Below are 16,523 nucleotides of genomic sequence, written 5' to 3'. Positions count from 1 at the left end.
GGGTGGGGGCGTGGGGCTCCGTGTATTCCGGATGGTGCACCGGGGCGCTTGCAGCGGCCGCCGCCCCGGCCGCGGGCGCTTCCATCACGTGGTCGCCGTGGGCGGCGCCGTGGGCCGGCTCCTGGTGGAGGGCGGCGTGCGGTTCAGCCGGCGGTGTCTCGGACCATTGGGTTTCCCATTCCGGGTTCTCCGCGGCTGGGGCCGCTTCAGCGGCCGGCGAGGTCGCGGCGCCTGACCTCTCGGCGGCTGGGGAAGCTTCAGCAGCGGGCAAGGTCGCGGCGCCAGTCGCGGCAGGACCGCCGCCGGAAACGGCGCTGCGGGGGCTGGCATCGTGGCCGGCGTCGTGCAGATGGGAAGGGGTGGAATCGTGGGTGGCTGCGGTCCCGGTCCCGGTCCCGGTGCCAGCGGCGCCGGAGCCGGACTTGCTGCGTGCGCTGTTGCGGTTCAGCAGCCACCACACGATGGCGACAATCGCCACGATGACGACGAGCCAGATGATCCAATCCATAGCAGAGCCTTTCTGTCCATGAGGCAAGGTTGCCGTCGTTTGACCGTACGTCTGCCCGAAGGGGGCTGTCCAGCCTCCCGGCCGCCGCCCTGTAGCCTCACTTCATGGATTTCAAGAGACTGCGGATTCTCCGTGAACTGGCCGACCGCGGCACGGTCGGCGCCACCGCTGAGGCAATGAAGGTGACGCCCTCCGCCGTCTCGCAGCAGTTGAAGACCCTCCAGGAGGAGCTGGGCGTTGTCCTGGTCAAGAAATCGGGCCGGGGTGTGCGGCTCACGGAGGCCGGACTCGCCATGGCGGGTGCGGCCGCGGAGGTGTCCACCGCCATGGCCCGCGCGGAGGCCACCATCGACACGTACCGGCGCGGCTGGCAGACTCATGTCAGGGCAGCGTTCTTCCCGAGCGCCGCCGAGATGTTCCTCCCCGGCCTCCTGCACCGCGTCAAGGCCATCGACGGACTCCACTTCGAGGCGCACTTCGAGGATCCCAACGTGGCCGGATTCGCCGGTCTCACTGCCGACTACGACATCGTTTTGGCGCACAGCGTCGACGGGCCCGACGTCTTTGCCCGGCTGGGGCTGACGGTGGTGCCGCTCCTGGACGAACCCCTCGACGTCGCAGTCCCCGAGGGCCATGCGCTCGCAGGCAAGTCGACGCTGCGGGCCGAAGACGTGATCGGCTTCCCGTGGATGGGAGTGCCCGAAGGCTTCCCGTTCGACACGGTGCTCCGCCAGATCGAAGTTCAGGCCGATTCCCCCGCGGTCCGCGCGCAGACGTTCCCCGACCTCCGGGTCCTCGAGGCCCTGGTCAGCGCCGGACACGGGCTCAGCCTGCTGCCGCGCTATACGGCGCTGAAAAACCAGGGGCGCGGGTTCGTCCTGCGCCCGCTGGCCGGGGTTAAGGCCAGCCGCAGCATTGTTGCGCTGGCGCGGCCCGATGTCGCGGCGCGGACCACCATCCAGCAGGTGCTCACCCTGCTCAAGGCCGAGGCGCAGTCCGTCGCCGAAGCCCCGGAACTGCGTGACGCAGCTCACCTTAATTGACATACGGCACAGGGGGAGTCCATCTGGTGAGACGGACGTCCACTATTTGGTCGCAATATTCCCGGTTTTCCGCTTAATGCGCCCTTCCGGGTCGTTGCGTCCCGCGGGGGAGCCCTAGACTTTGACCCATGAGTGAGGACACCCAAACAGCGACAGAGACCAAACCGGACATCAAGCCCCGCAGCCGGGTCGTCACCGACGGAATCCACGCCGCGCCCGCGCGCGGGATGTTCCGGGCGGTCGGCATGGGCGACGACGACTTCGCCAAACCCCAAATTGGCGTGGCCAGCTCGTGGAATGAAATCACTCCCTGCAACCTCTCCCTGAACCGGCTGGCCCAGGGCGCCAAAGAAGGCGTCCACGCCGGTGGCGGCTTCCCGATGCAGTTCGGCACCATCTCCGTCTCGGACGGCATCTCCATGGGACACGAGGGCATGCACTTCTCGCTGGTTTCCCGCGAAGTCATCGCCGACTCCGTTGAAACCGTTATGCAGGCCGAACGGATCGACGGCTCGGTGCTCTTGGCCGGCTGCGACAAATCCCTTCCGGGCATGCTCATGGCAGCCGCCCGCCTGGACCTCGCCGCCGTCTTCCTCTACGCCGGCTCCATCATGCCCGGCTGGGTCAAGCTCGAGGACGGCTCCGAAAAGGAAGTCACCCTCATCGACGCCTTCGAAGCCGTCGGCGCCTGCGCAGCCGGCAAAATGAGCCTCGAAGACCTGACCCGCATCGAAAAAGCCATCTGCCCGGGCGAAGGCGCCTGCGGCGGCATGTACACGGCCAACACCATGGCCTGCATCGGCGAGGCGCTGGGCATGTCCCTCCCCGGCTCGGCGGCCCCGCCCTCGGCAGACCGCCGCCGCGACGTCTTTGCACACAAGTCCGGCGAAGCCGTGGTCAACCTGCTCCGCCTGGGCATCACCGCCCGGGACATCATGACCAAGAAGGCCTTCGAAAACGCCATCGCCGTCACCATGGCCTTCGGTGGTTCCACCAACGCCGTCCTGCACCTGCTGGCCATCGCCCGGGAGGCCGAAGTGGACCTCACGCTCGAGGACTTCAACCGCATCGGCGACAAGATCCCGCACCTGGGCGACCTCAAGCCGTTCGGCCGCTATGTGATGACCGACGTCGACAAGATCGGCGGCGTGCCCGTCATCATGCGTGCACTGCTCGACGCCGGCCTGATCCACGGCGACTGCCTCACCGTCACGGGCAAGACCGTCGCGGAAAACCTCGCGGCGATCAACCCGCCGGACCTGGACGGCAAGATCCTCCGGGCCATGGACAACCCCATCCACAAGACCGGTGGGATCACCATCCTGCACGGCACGATGGCTCCCGAGGGTGCCGTGGTCAAGAGCGCCGGCTTTGACGCCGACGTCTTTGAGGGAACCGCCCGCGTGTTCGAACGCGAACAGGGTGCCCTCGATGCGCTCGACAAGGGCCAGATCAAAGCGGGCGACGTCGTCGTCATCCGCTACGAGGGCCCCAAGGGCGGACCGGGCATGCGCGAAATGCTCGCCATCACCGGCGCCATCAAGGGTGCCGGCCTGGGCAAGGACGTGCTGCTGCTGACCGACGGCCGCTTCTCCGGCGGAACCACGGGCCTGTGCATCGGCCACGTTGCCCCGGAGGCAGTTGACGGCGGCCCCATCGCCTTCGTCAAGGACGGTGACCGGATCCGCGTGGACATCGCAGCCCGCAGCTTCGACCTCCTGGTCGACGAGGCGGAGCTCGAAGCCCGCAAGGTCGGCTGGGAGCCGCTTCCGGCCAAGTTCACCAAGGGTGTGCTCGCCAAGTACGCCAAGCTCGTCCACAGCGCCTCCACCGGCGCCTACTGCGGGTAATGCCGATAAGCACGGGTAACCCGGCCTGAGGGAGCCTCCGGGGCCCCAGGCGAACGGCGTCCGCGCCGTGCGCTTGGGGCAGGAGGCCGCCGACCGCCGCCGAATGCTGCCGGGCCGCCGGGGGTGGGCAGGGATCAACCAGTGGACAATGAAGTCCAAATAGTGAGACAGAGTGCGGGCTCGTTGACACGTGTCTCACTAAGAGGGAAAACTGAACGCATGATCGCATTCGTTACCGCCGGCGTCGTCGTCCTTACCAGGCGCGTGGCTCCATAGCCCGACTGGTAACGAACCGTCACGCGCAAACCCCTCGAAGAGCCGTCAGGCTGAGGGGTTTTTTTATTTCCGCAGCACCGGCAGAACCAGCATCATGCAGTACCAGCAGTTCCACGATCACCGAAGATCCAACCGTAGATCCACAAAGGAAGAGTCCGATGAGCAAAGGATCGCCGATCAGCCCCTCGCTGATGGCCGCTAAGTCCGCTGGAGCCTCCAAGGCTTCGGAACGCGTCGCACGTCCGGCCGATGCCGGCGTCGACACTGCTGCTGTCTCTCCTGTCCTTGGGCCGAACAACGTCGTACCCCCGACGGTGATGACCGGTTCACAAGCAATCGTCCGCTCGCTCGAAGAACTCGGCGTTGACGACATTTTTGGTTTGCCCGGTGGCGCGATCCTGCCCACCTATGACCCCTTGATGGCTTCCCGAATGAACCACATTCTGGTCCGTCACGAACAGGGAGCCGGCCACGCCGCGCAAGGCTACGCCATGGTCACCGGACGGGTTGGCGTCTGCATCGCCACCTCGGGTCCGGGTGCCACCAACCTCGTTACCGCCATCATGGATGCCCACATGGACTCCGTGCCCATGGTGGCCATCACCGGCCAGGTCTCCAGCGGCGTCATCGGCACCGATGCCTTCCAGGAGGCGGACATCGTCGGCATCACCATGCCGATCACGAAGCACTCCTTCCTGGTCACCGACCCCAACGACATCCCGCACGTGATGGCGGAGGCGTTCCACCTTGCCTCGACCGGCCGCCCGGGTCCCGTCCTGGTCGACGTCGCCAAGGACGCCCAGCAGGGTCAGATGACCTTCTCCTGGCCGCCCAAGATCGACCTGCCCGGCTACCACCCGGTGCTCCGCGGCCACAACAAACAGGTCCGCGAGGCCGCCCGGCTCATCGCGGCGGCCAGCAAGCCCGTGCTCTACGTGGGCGGCGGCGTCAGCAAGGCACACGCCTCCGCGGAACTGCTGGAGCTCGCTGAACTCTCGGGCGCCCCCGTGGTCACCACCCTGATGGCCCGCGGCGTCTTCCCCGACTCGCACCCGCAGCATGTCGGCATGCCGGGCATGCACGGCACGGTCTCGGCCGTGACCGCCCTGCAGCAGTCGGACCTGCTGATCACGCTCGGGGCACGCTTCGACGACCGGGTGACCGGTGTCCTGAAGTCCTTCGCCCCCAACGCCAAGGTCATCCACGCGGACATCGACCCGGCCGAAATCTCCAAGAACCGCACCGCCGACGTGCCGATCGTGGGCTCGGTCAAGGAAATCATCCCGGAACTGAGCGAAGCCCTGCGCGCCCTGTTCGCCGTCTCCGGCACCCCGGACTACACCAACTGGTGGACCTTCCTGAACAACCTCAAGGAGACCTACCCGCTGGGCTGGACCGAACCGGACGACGGCCTCAGCGCCCCGCAGCGCGTGATCGAACGCATCGGCGCCCTCACGGGCCCGGAAGGCGTGTACGTCGCGGGCGTCGGCCAGCACCAGATGTGGGCCTCACAGTTCATCAAGTACGAGCGCCCCCACGCCTGGCTGAACTCCGGCGGGGCCGGCACCATGGGCTACGCCGTACCGGCCGCCATGGGCGCCAAGGTGGGCGCCCCGGACCGGGTGGTGTGGGCGATCGACGGCGACGGCTGCTTCCAGATGACCAACCAGGAACTGGCCACCTGCGCGATCAACAAGATCCCGATCAAGGTCGCCATCATCAACAACTCCTCGCTGGGCATGGTGCGGCAGTGGCAGACCCTGTTCTACGAGGGCCGTTACTCCAACACCGACCTCAACACCGGCCACGACACCGTCCGGATCCCGGACTTCGTCAAGCTCGCGGACGCCTACGGCTGCGCTTCCTTCCGCTGCGACCGCGACGAGGACATCGACGCCACCATCCAGAAGGCCCTGGAAATCAACGACCGCCCCGTGGTCATTGACTTTGTCGTGAGCCCCAACTCCATGGTGTGGCCGATGGTCCCCTCCGGAGTCAGCAACGACCAGATCCAGGTTGCCCGCAACATGACCCCGGAATGGGAAGAGGAGGACTGAACATGACCCGCCACACACTGTCCGTTCTGGTCGAAGACAAGCCTGGTGTGCTGACCCGCGTCGCCAGCCTCTTCGCCCGCCGGGCCTTCAACATCAACTCCCTGGCCGTCGGGCCGACGGAAGTACCGGGCATGTCCCGGATGACCGTCGTCGTCGACGCCGACGGTGAGCTGGTCGAACAGATCACCAAGCAGCTGAACAAGCTGGTCAACGTGATCAAGATCGTTGAGCTCACCCCAGAATCTTCCGTACAGCGTGACCACATCCTGGTCAAGGTACGTGCAGATGCCGCTACACGGCTGCAGGTTACCCAGGCTGCAGACCTGTTCCGCGCATCAGTGGTCGACGTCTCCACAGAGTCGGTTGTCATTGAGGCGACAGGCCACCCCGAAAAGCTCACGGCACTGCTCTCAGTGCTCGAGCCTTTCGGTATCCGCGAAATCGTGCAGTCCGGCACCCTGGCCGTCGGGCGGGGATCCCGCTCCATGAGTGACAGGGCCCTGCGCAGCGCCTAGGACACAGCGCGGAACACAGCCGGGGGCACGCCCTCAGCAGCGGACGGGACCTGCCGCAGCACCACACCAGGTTTAGCGAAATTTCACCGACAAGCACCACCCAAGAATCCATTCAAAGGAGACACCCCAGTGACTGAAATGTTCTACGACGACGACGCCGACCTGTCGATCATCCAGGGCCGCACCGTCGCCGTCATCGGTTACGGCTCCCAGGGCCACGCCCACGCCCTTAGCCTGCGCGATTCCGGCGTCGACGTCCGCGTCGGCCTCAAGGAAGACTCCAAGTCCCGCGCCAAGGCCGAGGCCGAAGGCCTGCGCGTCCTGAACGTCAAGGACGCCGTCGCCGAAGCCGACCTCATCATGGTCCTCACCCCGGACCAGGTCCAGCGCCACGTGTACGCCGAAGACATCGCACCGAACCTGCAGCCGGGCGACGCCCTGTTCTTCGGCCATGGCTTCAACATCCGCTACGGCTACATCAAGCCCCCGGCAGACGTCGACGTCGCCCTCGTTGCCCCCAAGGGCCCGGGCCACATCGTCCGCCGCGAATTCGAGGCCGGCCGCGGCGTGCCGGACCTGATCGCCGTCGAGCAGAACCCGTCCGGCAAGGCCAAGGAACTGGCCCTGTCCTACGCCAAGGCCATCGGCGGCACCCGCGCCGGCGTCATCGAGACCACCTTCACCGAAGAGACCGAGACGGACCTCTTCGGCGAGCAGGCTGTCCTGTGTGGCGGCGCCTCCCAGCTGATCCAGTACGGCTTCGAGGTCCTCACCGAAGCCGGTTACAAGCCCGAGGTTGCCTACTTCGAGGTGCTGCACGAGCTCAAGCTCATCGTGGACCTCATGGTTGAGGGCGGCATCGCCAAGCAGCGCTGGAGCGTCTCGGACACGGCGGAATACGGCGACTACGTCTCCGGCCCGCGCGTGATCACCCCGGACGTGAAGGAAAACATGAAGGCTGTCCTGGCGGACATCCAGGACGGCACCTTCGCCAAGCGCTTCATCGACGACCAGGACGCAGGAGCCCCCGAGTTCAAGGCTCTGCGCAAGAAGGGCGAGGACCACCCGATCGAGGCCACCGGCCGCGAACTGCGCAAGCTGTTCTCCTGGATCAAGAACGAAGACGACTACACCGAAGGCTCAGTGGCCCGCTAAGCACTGACCGGCAGGGGAGCCGGACGCCAACTGGGGTCCGGCTTCCCTGCTTTAATGCAGCACCTGTTTCTATCCAGCACCAAAATCCCCACCTGATATACAAGAGAGCTAAAGAGGTCACCGGTGACAAGCGCCAAACCTGTAGTACTCCTCGCTGAGGAACTTTCGCCCGCCACGATCGAGGCCCTTGGCCCGGATTTTGAAATCCGGCAGACCGACGGCGCCGACCGTTCCCAGCTGCTCTCTGCGATCGCCGACGTCGACGCGATCCTGGTCCGCTCCGCCACCCAGCTCGACGCCGAGGCCATCGCCGCCGCGAAGAACCTGAAGGTCATCGCCCGCGCAGGCGTCGGCCTCGACAACGTCGACATCAAGGCCGCCACACAGGCCGGTGTCATGGTGGTGAACGCGCCCACCTCGAACATCGTCTCCGCCGCGGAACTCACGGTCGGGCACATCCTCAGCCTTGCCCGCCACATCCCGCAGGCCAGCGCCGCGCTCAAGGACGGCGAGTGGAAGCGCTCCAAGTACACCGGCATCGAACTCTTTGAGAAGAAGATCGGCATCATCGGCCTCGGCCGGATCGGCGCCCTCGTCGCCGCCCGCCTCAAGGGCTTCGACACCAAGATCCTCGCCTACGATCCCTACATCACCTCGGCCCGCGCCGCGCAGCTGGGCGTCCAGCTGGTGACCCTCGACGAGCTCCTGGCGCAGTCGGACTTCATCAGCATCCACATGCCCAAGACGCCCGAGACCGTCGGCATGCTCGGCGCCGAGGCGTTCAAGAAGATGAAGAGCACCGCGTACGTCGTCAACGTCGCCCGCGGCGGCCTCGTCGACGAGGAAGCCCTCTACGCCGCCCTGGAGTCCGGCGAAATCGCCGGTGCCGGCGTCGACGTCTTCGTCAAGGAACCCAGCACCGACCTGCCGTTCTTCAAGCTCGACAACGTCGTGGTCACCCCGCACCTGGGCGCGTCCACGGACGAAGCGCAGGAGAAGGCCGGCGTCTCGGTCGCCAGATCCGTCCGCCTGGCCCTGGCCGGGGAACTCGTTCCCGACGCGGTCAACGTGGCCGGCGGCGTGATTGCCCCGGACGTCCGCCCGGGCATCCCGCTGATGGAAAAGCTGGGCCGCATCTTCACCGCGATGACACACGCCTCGCTCACCCAGTTTGATGTCGAGGTCGCCGGAGAAATCGCCTCCCTCGACGTCAAGGTGCTCGAACTCGCGGCACTCAAGGGCATTTTCGCCGACATCGTGACCGAACAGGTCTCCTACGTCAACGCCCCCGTGATCGCCGAGCAGCGCGGCATCAACGTCCGCCTGCTCACGACGCCGGACACCGAGTCCTACCGCAACGTGCTGACCCTGCGCGGCGCCCTCAGCGATGGCACGCAGATCTCCGTGGCCGGAACCCTGACGGGCCCCAAGCAGGTCCAGAAGCTCGTGGGGATCAACGGCTTCGAGGTGGAGATTCCGATCAGCGAACACCTCGTGGTGGTGGCCTACTCGGACCGCCCCGGCGTGATCGGCACCATCGGCCACATCCTTGGCATGAACAACATCAACATCGCCGGCATGCAGGTTGCCCGGCAGGACGAGGGCGGCCAGGTGCTCGCCCTGCTGACCATCGACAGCTCTGTCCCGCAGCAGGTTCTGGACGCCATCAAGGCCGGAATTGGCGCTGACATGGTGCGCGAGGTCGACCTCGAGGACTGATGTCTTCACCGTGGACACCGGCGGCGGTTCTGACCGCAGCCGGTGTCCACGAACGCATGGCCGGTCTGCGTACAATGGCTACGTCCGATTTTCGGATCCGGCCGGCAGCCCGGCCTTTACTTTTGCACACCCGGCAGGGGACGCCTTCACTTCCGCATGGAATGAACTTCGGTGTGCGCACGCAATCCAGCTTTCAGGAGCCCAATGAACGCCGTCCAGAGGTTCATCAGAAGCCGAGTGCTTCTGCTGACCGCGTCCATTTTGATCGTGGCCATGTGCCTCTCGGTCCTCGTGCAGGGTCAGTCGCAGGCCGCTTTGAACCGGACGGTTGACCAGAACTCGCGGGGGCTCTACGACATTCTGGTCCAGGCCAAGCCCGACAACAACGGCGGCCTGATGCAGCCGGAAATCGCCACCGGCCAGGGCGGCATCAGCTTCGAACAACTGGACTCCCTCCGGAAGCTCTCCGGCACCTCCGTGGCGGCGCCGATCAGCCTTGTCTCCCGCGTCACGCAGAACCTTGAGTCCCCGCGCCTGGATGCCACCGACTACCTCGGCTTCAACGCCGGACTCGCCGGAACCGCCGGGGACCCCAGCGCCACCGATCCGAGCAAATGGCCCGCCGCGGAGTCGGTCCTGTCCGACACGCCGAAAAAATACCGGCTCACCGCCAGTGCCGTCAGCTCCGACGGCCAGTCCGAGCACACCCTGTTCAAGACCATGGCCGAGGGCTCCCTCGGCAAGGCGAAGCTCATCGAGGAACAGGTCGCCGGCGGCAAGAACGTCCGCATCGCGGGCCCGGCAGGGGAGACCGGCATCAAGTTCCCGGCTCCGGCCGGCGGCTCCGAGCACAACCTCTTCAACCTCTCCGTCTCCCTGCCGCTCGCGCCGCAGGTGACCGAATCCGTCGTCGCCGTCGACCCCGTCTCCGAACGTGCCCTGCTCGGCAGCGCCGGCGACTTCCTCGCCCCGCTGGAGAAGGCGCCGCCCGCCGATGCCCGCAACGCCGGGGCAATCGGCCGGCACTTGGAGAGCCTCTTCACCACCGGCATCGGCATGGACGAACTCAAGGAAGGCCCCGATTTCCTCGGCGTCAAGCTCAAGTACTGGGCGCCGATGATGAGCCAGTACCAGCAGGCCAAGAACAGCGGCCTGCTCACCGCGGACTCGCAGGCGATCCCGCTGATTGTGCGCTCCGGCACCTCCCTCGACCTCAAGTACTCGGTCAAGGTCGAGGAGATCGACGCCTCCGGCAACGTCACCAAGGACGTCGGGACCGTGACCCGCTCGCTGGACAAGGACTACCTCCCGTTCGTCTCCAAGTCCCCGTTCGCCCTGGCCTGGCCCGGGTCCAAGGACCTCTCGCAGCTGCTCGGTGACACCGCAACCTTCAGCCAGGGCCTCTACAACCCCGCCACCTGGAGCACCGACTTCGCCGCCGCCCCGAAGTACAAGGACGGTCAAACCGCAGGCAACGGCGCCGTGGACAAGAGCGCCATCCCCGGCGACTGGGTAACCGTGAACCGCCTCCCCGAGAAAGCGGCCAACGGGGCCCCCGTGGACCAGACCCAGCGCAAGCCCGTCGACGAGCGCTCCTACCGCGAAAACCTCGAGACCGGCAAGAAGCTCGCCACACCGCTCGCCATGGTCTACGGAACGTTCGACGCCGAGACGGTCAAGAAGGCCGCCGGCGACGTCAACCGCCTGCCCCTGGGCGGCTACGATCCCACCCCTTTCACACTGACCAAGGACGCCTCCGGCAAGGACGCCGGGAACACCGAGCTCAAGCCCTCCCTGAGCGCCACGGGCCTGGCCAGCCAGTCCGCCGGCGCCATCACGGACTTCTACGGCCTCGCCGCCGCCCGTGGCTACACGGACAACGCCTCCGTGATCGATGCGGTGCGCGTGCGGGCCAAGGTGCCCGGCAGCTGGAAGGAAGCCCAGCCCGACGTGGAGAAGCTCGCCAACGAGATCCGCGACATGGGCCTGCAGGCAACGATCGTTGCCGGCTCTGCCCGTGAGGACGCCAGCATCTTCGTCCCCGGCTACTCCAAGGACGACGCCGGCAAGGAGTCCCCGCTCGGCACCGTCCAGCAGTCGTGGGTACGCCAGGACGCCGCGGACGCCGTCTCCGGGTCCCTCACCGCCACCAACCTGACCCTGCTCTTCCTCACGCTCTGCGGAGCCGCCCTGCTCACCGGCGCCTCGACCGTCAGCTACGTCCGCAAACGCCGCAGCGAGGCCGGAACCCTGCGCGCCATGGGCTGGACCCAACGCCGGATCCGGTCCTGGGTGCTTGCCGAATTTGGGGTCGGCGCGGCCCTGCTGGCCCTCGCCGGAATCATCCTCAGCCTGGTCAGCTGGAACCCTGCCACGGCGATCGTCTCGGCCTCCGTGCTGGTGCTCTATGCGGGCGCGGCGTTCTTCGCCGCCCAGCAGCTGCGCCACCGCGACGTCGTGGACCAGGAACCGCAGCACGATGAACGGCTCATCGCCGTGGATTCGCCGCTGACCTTCGCCAACCGGCAGTTGAGCACCAACAAGTTCAACACCATTTCCCTGGCCGTCGCCGTCGGCGTTTTTGCCGCCGCGGTCGGCGGGATGGTCGCGCTGCTCATCGACATACCCCGGGCCGCCGGAGCGAGTGCGCTCAGTGGCCTGGCCGCCACGTCCATCGCGCTGCCGAGCATCATCCTCGGAGTGTCCGGTGTCGCCGTCGGGCTGCTGCTGACCATGGTCACCGGCCGCTTCGAACTGCAGGCCAAGCGCCAGTACCTCGGCACGCTGCAGGCCATGGGCTGGAACCCGGACATGCTCGGTCAGGTCCGCTTCTTCGAAAATGCCATGGTGGGGACGGTCGCGCTGCCGCTCGGCGTCCTCGGTGCCCTGGGCGTAGGCCTGCTCCTCGCCCCCTATGCCGCACTCTGGGCCGCTGTCGCCGGGCTCGTGGCTGTACTTTGCTGGATTCCAATTGCAACGAAAGTGGTCCGATGAACAACGACCTCAACCTCGACCGTGAGGCTCACGACCGGATGACGGCGAGCACCCGCCGCGGTGGCCACAAGACGCGGGCCAACACGATCGTGAAGGCCACCGACCACGCCACACCGCTGGAGCTCAGCAACATCACGATCCACTACGGCGGCGGCAAGGGCGGCGCCGAAGCGGTCAATGTGGTGGACGACTTCAACATGACGCTGCACGCCGGCGAGATGCACTGCGTCGCCGGCCGCAGCGGCTCGGGCAAGACCAGCATCCTGACTGTCGGCGCCGGACTGACGCTGCCGACGTCGGGCCGGGTGTTCTGGGAGGGCGACTCCCTCGAAACCATGGGCGATGACGAGATCGCCGACCGCCGCCGCGCCCTGATTGGCTACGTCGACCAGGGCGGCGCCCTGATCGACGGGATGAGTGCCCTCGAGAACGTGCTGCTGCCCGCCGTCCCCGACGGTGAGGTGGACAAACGCCGCGACATGGCCAAGGACCTCCTGGACCTCGTCGGCCTGGGCCGGCGCATGCGCCACCGGCCGGCCCAGCTCTCCGGCGGTGAACGCCAGCGCGTCGCAATCGCCCGCGCCCTGATCCTCGGGACCCGGGTGCTGGTGGTCGATGAGCCGACCGCCAGCCTGGACCGGGCGTCGGCCAACCGCATCATCAGCATCCTCAAGGACACGACCTCGGACGGCATCGCCGTGCTGGTCGCTTCACATGACCACGAACTTGTCCGCCAGAGCGATACCCTCACCGAACTGATCTAGGTTAAAACTGTGACATCTTCCGAGAAGACCCCGTTCTACATCACGACGGCCATCAGCTACCCCAATGGTGTGCCGCACATCGGCCACGCCTACGAGGTCATCGCCACCGATGCGATGGCGCGCTTCAAGCGCCTGGACGGCTTCGACGTGTTCTTCATGACCGGCACGGACGAGCACGGCCTCAAGATGCAGCAGACGGCGGAAAAGGAAGGCATCCCTGTCAAGGAGCTCGCCGACCGCAACTCGGGCGCGTTCCGACAGATGAGCGATGACCTCGGCATCTCCCTGAGCCGTTTCATCCGCACCACCGACCCGGACCACTATGAGGCCGCCAAAGCGCTCTGGCAGCGGATGGAAGCCAACGGCGACATCTACCTCTCCAAGTACGCCGGCTGGTATTCGGTCCGCGACGAGCGGTACTTCGTCGAGGACGAGACCGAGGTGCAGGCCGACGGCCTGCGCTATGCGTCCGAAACCGGCACCGAAGTGACCTGGACCGAGGAGGAGAGCTACTTCTTCAAGCTTTCCGCCTACCAGGACAGGCTGCTGGCCCTCTACGCGGACCACCCCTCCTTCGGCGCGCCGCACAACCGCTTCAACGAGGTCGTCAGCTTCGTCAAGGGCGGCCTCGAGGACCTCTCGATCAGCCGCACCTCCTTCGACTGGGGCGTCCCCGTGCCGGGCAACCCGGAGCACGTGATGTACGTCTGGGTGGACGCGCTGACGAACTACCTGACCGGCGTCGGCTTCCCCGACACCGAATCGGAGCTGTTCCAAAAGTACTGGCCGGCGGATGTCCACGTGATCGGCAAGGACATCTCCCGCTTCCACGCCGTCTACTGGCCGGCGTTCCTGATGTCGGCCGGGCTGGAACTGCCCAGGCGCGTCATGATCCACGGCTTCCTGCACAACCAGGGCGTCAAGATGTCCAAGTCGCTCGGCAACGTGGTTGCCCCGGCGGACTGGGTTGCCCAGTACGGCCTGGACCAGGTGCGTTTCTTCCTGCTCCGCGAAGTGCCCTTCGGTGCGGACGGCTCCTACAGCCACGACGCCATCGTGGGCCGGATGAACGCGGACCTGGCCAACAACTTCGGCAACCTGGCCCAGCGTTCGCTGTCTATGGTCGCGAAGAACTGCGACGGCGCCGTTCCCGTCCCGGGCGGTTTCAGCGCAGCGGACGCCGCACTGCTGGGGCAGGCGAACGGGCTGCTGGACATCTCCCGCGCAGCGTTTGAAAAGCAGGAGTTCAGCCGCGCCCTGGAAGCAATCTGGGCCGTCCTGGGCGACACCAACGCCTACTTCGCCGAGCAGGCGCCCTGGGTGCTGCGGAAGACCGACGTTGAGCGAATGAACACCGTCCTGTACGTCACCCTCGAGGTGCTGCGGATCGTCGCCATCCTGGCCCAGCCGGTCATGCCGGCAGCCGCGGCGTCCATCCTGGCCACCCTGGGCCAGCCGGAGGGCGAGGCGCGGGAGTTCGCCGCCCTGGCCTCAGCGATCGAAGCCGGAACGCCGCTGCCCGCCCCGGCCCCGGTCTTCCCGAAGTACGAGGAGCCCGCCGAGGCCTGACCGCCCGCCACTTCGCCGAGGTGAGACTTCGCGCCCATGTCCGGCGACGGCATGGGCGCGAAGTGTCACCTCGGCGAATGCTGCGCTGCTTCACACTTTGCGGACCGCCGCGAAACACTCCCTCACCTGGCGAAAGTTGGGGGAGTATTTTTGTTGTACTCACGGGAGTTTCTGCAAGGTTTCCGGGTAATTATGCGGATTTTGCGGGCCGGCGCCCGGGCCTGGCGCCGAAGAAAGCTACCGGGAAGTAGTAGATCGCCGCTGATCTGAGTACTCCGCGCGGGAAAGAGGGTAAAACCCACCCGGTAGACGAGTAGCGACTACTCACGACCCGGCCGGGGCGGCCCGCCTAGCCTGAGAGAGCAAGCGAACTGACGACACCGCTGGGGAGTAGCTGTCACCGTTCACGTCGCTGTTTGAGGTCTCGAATAGTTGTTTTCCTGGGTCTCGAGGACGGTTACTCCGCGCGCGGTCAAGCGAATTTAAACCTGACGAGACGGAGCGACGGAACATGAGACGAGTAATTGCCACACTGGGGGTTGTGGGGCTGGGGATGATGACAGCCGCGGTGTCTGCCAACGCGGCACCGCCAGCGGAGAAGAAAATCACGATCTGCCATGCGACGAGCTCGGCGGAAAACCCGTTCGTCCCCGTGACAATCGACCTTAGTGCCCTGAAAGCCCATGCGGACGACACCTTGGACATTGTCCCCGCCAACGACGGGGATCTTTTTCCCGGCGGACTGAACCTGAGCACCGCGAACCTGGCGTTCCTGGCCAATGGTTGCGCTTCCGTCGTTGTTCCCCCGGTGGACCACACGCCCGATCCGGTGGATGAAACACCCGGCCCTGTGGACGAAACTCCGGGGCCGGTGGATGAAACCCCGGCGGAGACGACACCGGTATCGGATGTCACGCCGCCTGCTGCTGTTGTCGTGGCTCCGAAGGCTGCCGCTGCGGTCGTCAAAAAGACGAATGTCGGCTACAACGTCCAGACCGCGGTGGACCGTACCGCTGACACCGGGATTCCCGCCTGGCTGCTGGCGCTGACCGGGGTGCTGACCGCGGGAGCGGCCACCGTGCTCTGGAGGAGCGGAAGGCTCGCCCGGACCACAGAGAACTGAGGGACAGCAGGACCAGGGACAGCAGGACCAGGGAACAGCAGGACCAGGGAACAGCAGGACGCGGGGCGTGTGCCGCGATTGCGGCACCGGCCCCGCGCCTTCCCCTCCCGAGCGCAGGTACGCACGTCAACAGGAGCAGCTATGAGCCGTCACCGTCAGATCCAACGACGCCGCTTGCCCGGTATCCGCGGACAGGTGCTCAGCCCGAGGGACATGCTCATCCTGACGGTCTGCGTGCTGGGACTCATCACCGCGTGGCTGTTCTACGCAGCGTCCGGTGCCGGTGCCGGTGCCGGGGCAGGGGCCGGTACCGGGAACGGGCAGCCGGCCTTCGGCCAGGCGGCAGGGACGTCCCTGACCGGAAGCTCTGGGCCGCCGGCGTCGTCGTCAGGCCCTGCCCCGGGCGGAACCAGCGCCGGGATGCTGCCCGTCGGGGAGTCCGCCGCGCAGCCCGCAGCGCAGCAGCCCTTGGCGCCGGAGCCTCCGGCCCAAGGACCCGCGGCCTCCGTCCCGCACCGCATTTTGTACCAGGCGGCAGGCATGGACGTGGCCGTCCGCCCCCTGGAACCGGACAGTGGCGACGTTGAGAGCCGGAGCATTGTTCCTCCAGAAACCATGGACGGCTACTGGCTGACTCCCTTCGGCAGGCCCGGGGCGGGATCGGCGAACACCACCTATGTCATCGGCCACAGCTGGGAAGGCCTGGACGCGCCGTTCAACCACCTGAGCACAGCCGCCGCACCAGGGGATACCATCACTGTCGCCACGGAGACGGGTGAACTCCGGTACGCCGTGGACTCGGTGACCACTTACACCAAGTCCACCCTGAAGGACAGCCTTGTCTGGGACGCCGTTCCGAACCGCCTGGTGCTGATCAGCTGCTACACGGCGGATCCCTGGGGAAAGAATGTCGTGGTGGTCGCCTCTCCAGCTGTCTCTTATACACATCT

At 66.5% G+C, this 16,523-nt stretch carries 11 protein-coding genes and 1 pseudogene; 11 read left to right on the top strand and 1 reads right to left on the bottom strand.

The features are described 5' to 3' along the window. Nucleotides 1-508, bottom strand: a pseudogene (locus BJQ90_RS03645) (hypothetical protein); the annotation flags it as partial. Between the two features lie 104 nt (nt 509-612). Between BJQ90_RS03645 and BJQ90_RS03640 the strand changes: the two are divergent. The 11 genes from BJQ90_RS03640 to BJQ90_RS03590 all read left to right on the top strand — a co-directional run. Continuing rightward, on the top strand, nt 613-1,551 hold the full coding sequence (locus BJQ90_RS03640) for a LysR family transcriptional regulator (protein WP_226758949.1): 939 nt from the start codon (nt 613-615) through the stop codon (nt 1,549-1,551). A 128-nt stretch (nt 1,552-1,679) separates the two neighbouring features. Beyond that, nucleotides 1,680-3,401 (top strand): dihydroxy-acid dehydratase, encoded by a 1,722-nt coding sequence (ilvD, locus tag BJQ90_RS03635; RefSeq protein WP_226758948.1) that lies wholly within the window; start codon nt 1,680-1,682, stop codon nt 3,399-3,401. A gap of 434 nt (nt 3,402-3,835) precedes the next feature. Further along, nucleotides 3,836-5,734: an acetolactate synthase large subunit gene (locus BJQ90_RS03630; protein ID WP_226758947.1), complete on the top strand. Its 1,899-nt coding sequence runs from the start codon at nt 3,836-3,838 to the stop codon at nt 5,732-5,734. Nucleotides 5,735-5,736: 2 nt separating this feature from the next. Beyond that, a complete protein-coding gene (ilvN, locus tag BJQ90_RS03625; protein WP_226758946.1) occupies nt 5,737-6,249 on the top strand; it encodes an acetolactate synthase small subunit in 513 nt (170 codons plus the stop codon). A gap of 129 nt (nt 6,250-6,378) precedes the next feature. After that, entirely contained in the window at nt 6,379-7,404 is a 1,026-nt protein-coding gene (ilvC, locus tag BJQ90_RS03620; RefSeq protein WP_226758945.1) for a ketol-acid reductoisomerase, read from the top strand. A 123-nt stretch (nt 7,405-7,527) separates the two neighbouring features. Beyond that, complete coding sequence (serA, locus tag BJQ90_RS03615; protein ID WP_226758944.1) at nt 7,528-9,123, top strand: phosphoglycerate dehydrogenase; 1,596 nt, start codon at nt 7,528-7,530, stop codon at nt 9,121-9,123. A gap of 204 nt (nt 9,124-9,327) precedes the next feature. Continuing rightward, nucleotides 9,328-12,117 (top strand): ABC transporter permease, encoded by a 2,790-nt coding sequence (locus BJQ90_RS03610; RefSeq protein ID WP_226758943.1) that lies wholly within the window; start codon nt 9,328-9,330, stop codon nt 12,115-12,117. After that, a complete protein-coding gene (locus tag BJQ90_RS03605; protein ID WP_413463632.1) occupies nt 12,114-12,881 on the top strand; it encodes an ABC transporter ATP-binding protein in 768 nt (255 codons plus the stop codon). Before BJQ90_RS03610 ends, BJQ90_RS03605 begins: the two co-directional genes overlap by 4 nt. A gap of 9 nt (nt 12,882-12,890) precedes the next feature. Next, nucleotides 12,891-14,450: a methionine--tRNA ligase gene (gene metG / locus BJQ90_RS03600; RefSeq protein WP_226758942.1), complete on the top strand. Its 1,560-nt coding sequence runs from the start codon at nt 12,891-12,893 to the stop codon at nt 14,448-14,450. Between the two features lie 511 nt (nt 14,451-14,961). Next, nucleotides 14,962-15,573 (top strand): hypothetical protein, encoded by a 612-nt coding sequence (locus tag BJQ90_RS03595; protein ID WP_226758941.1) that lies wholly within the window; start codon nt 14,962-14,964, stop codon nt 15,571-15,573. A 141-nt stretch (nt 15,574-15,714) separates the two neighbouring features. After that, nucleotides 15,715-16,523, top strand: an 809-nt coding sequence (locus tag BJQ90_RS03590; RefSeq protein ID WP_226758940.1) for a class F sortase, incomplete at its 3' end; no start/stop codon positions are given.

The organism is Arthrobacter sp. SO3 (assembly GCF_020532825.1).
GTDB lineage: Bacteria > Actinomycetota > Actinomycetes > Actinomycetales > Micrococcaceae > Arthrobacter.
The sequence above is the reverse complement of the archived record's forward strand: the minus strand, read 5'-3'. Positions and strand labels throughout refer to the sequence as shown.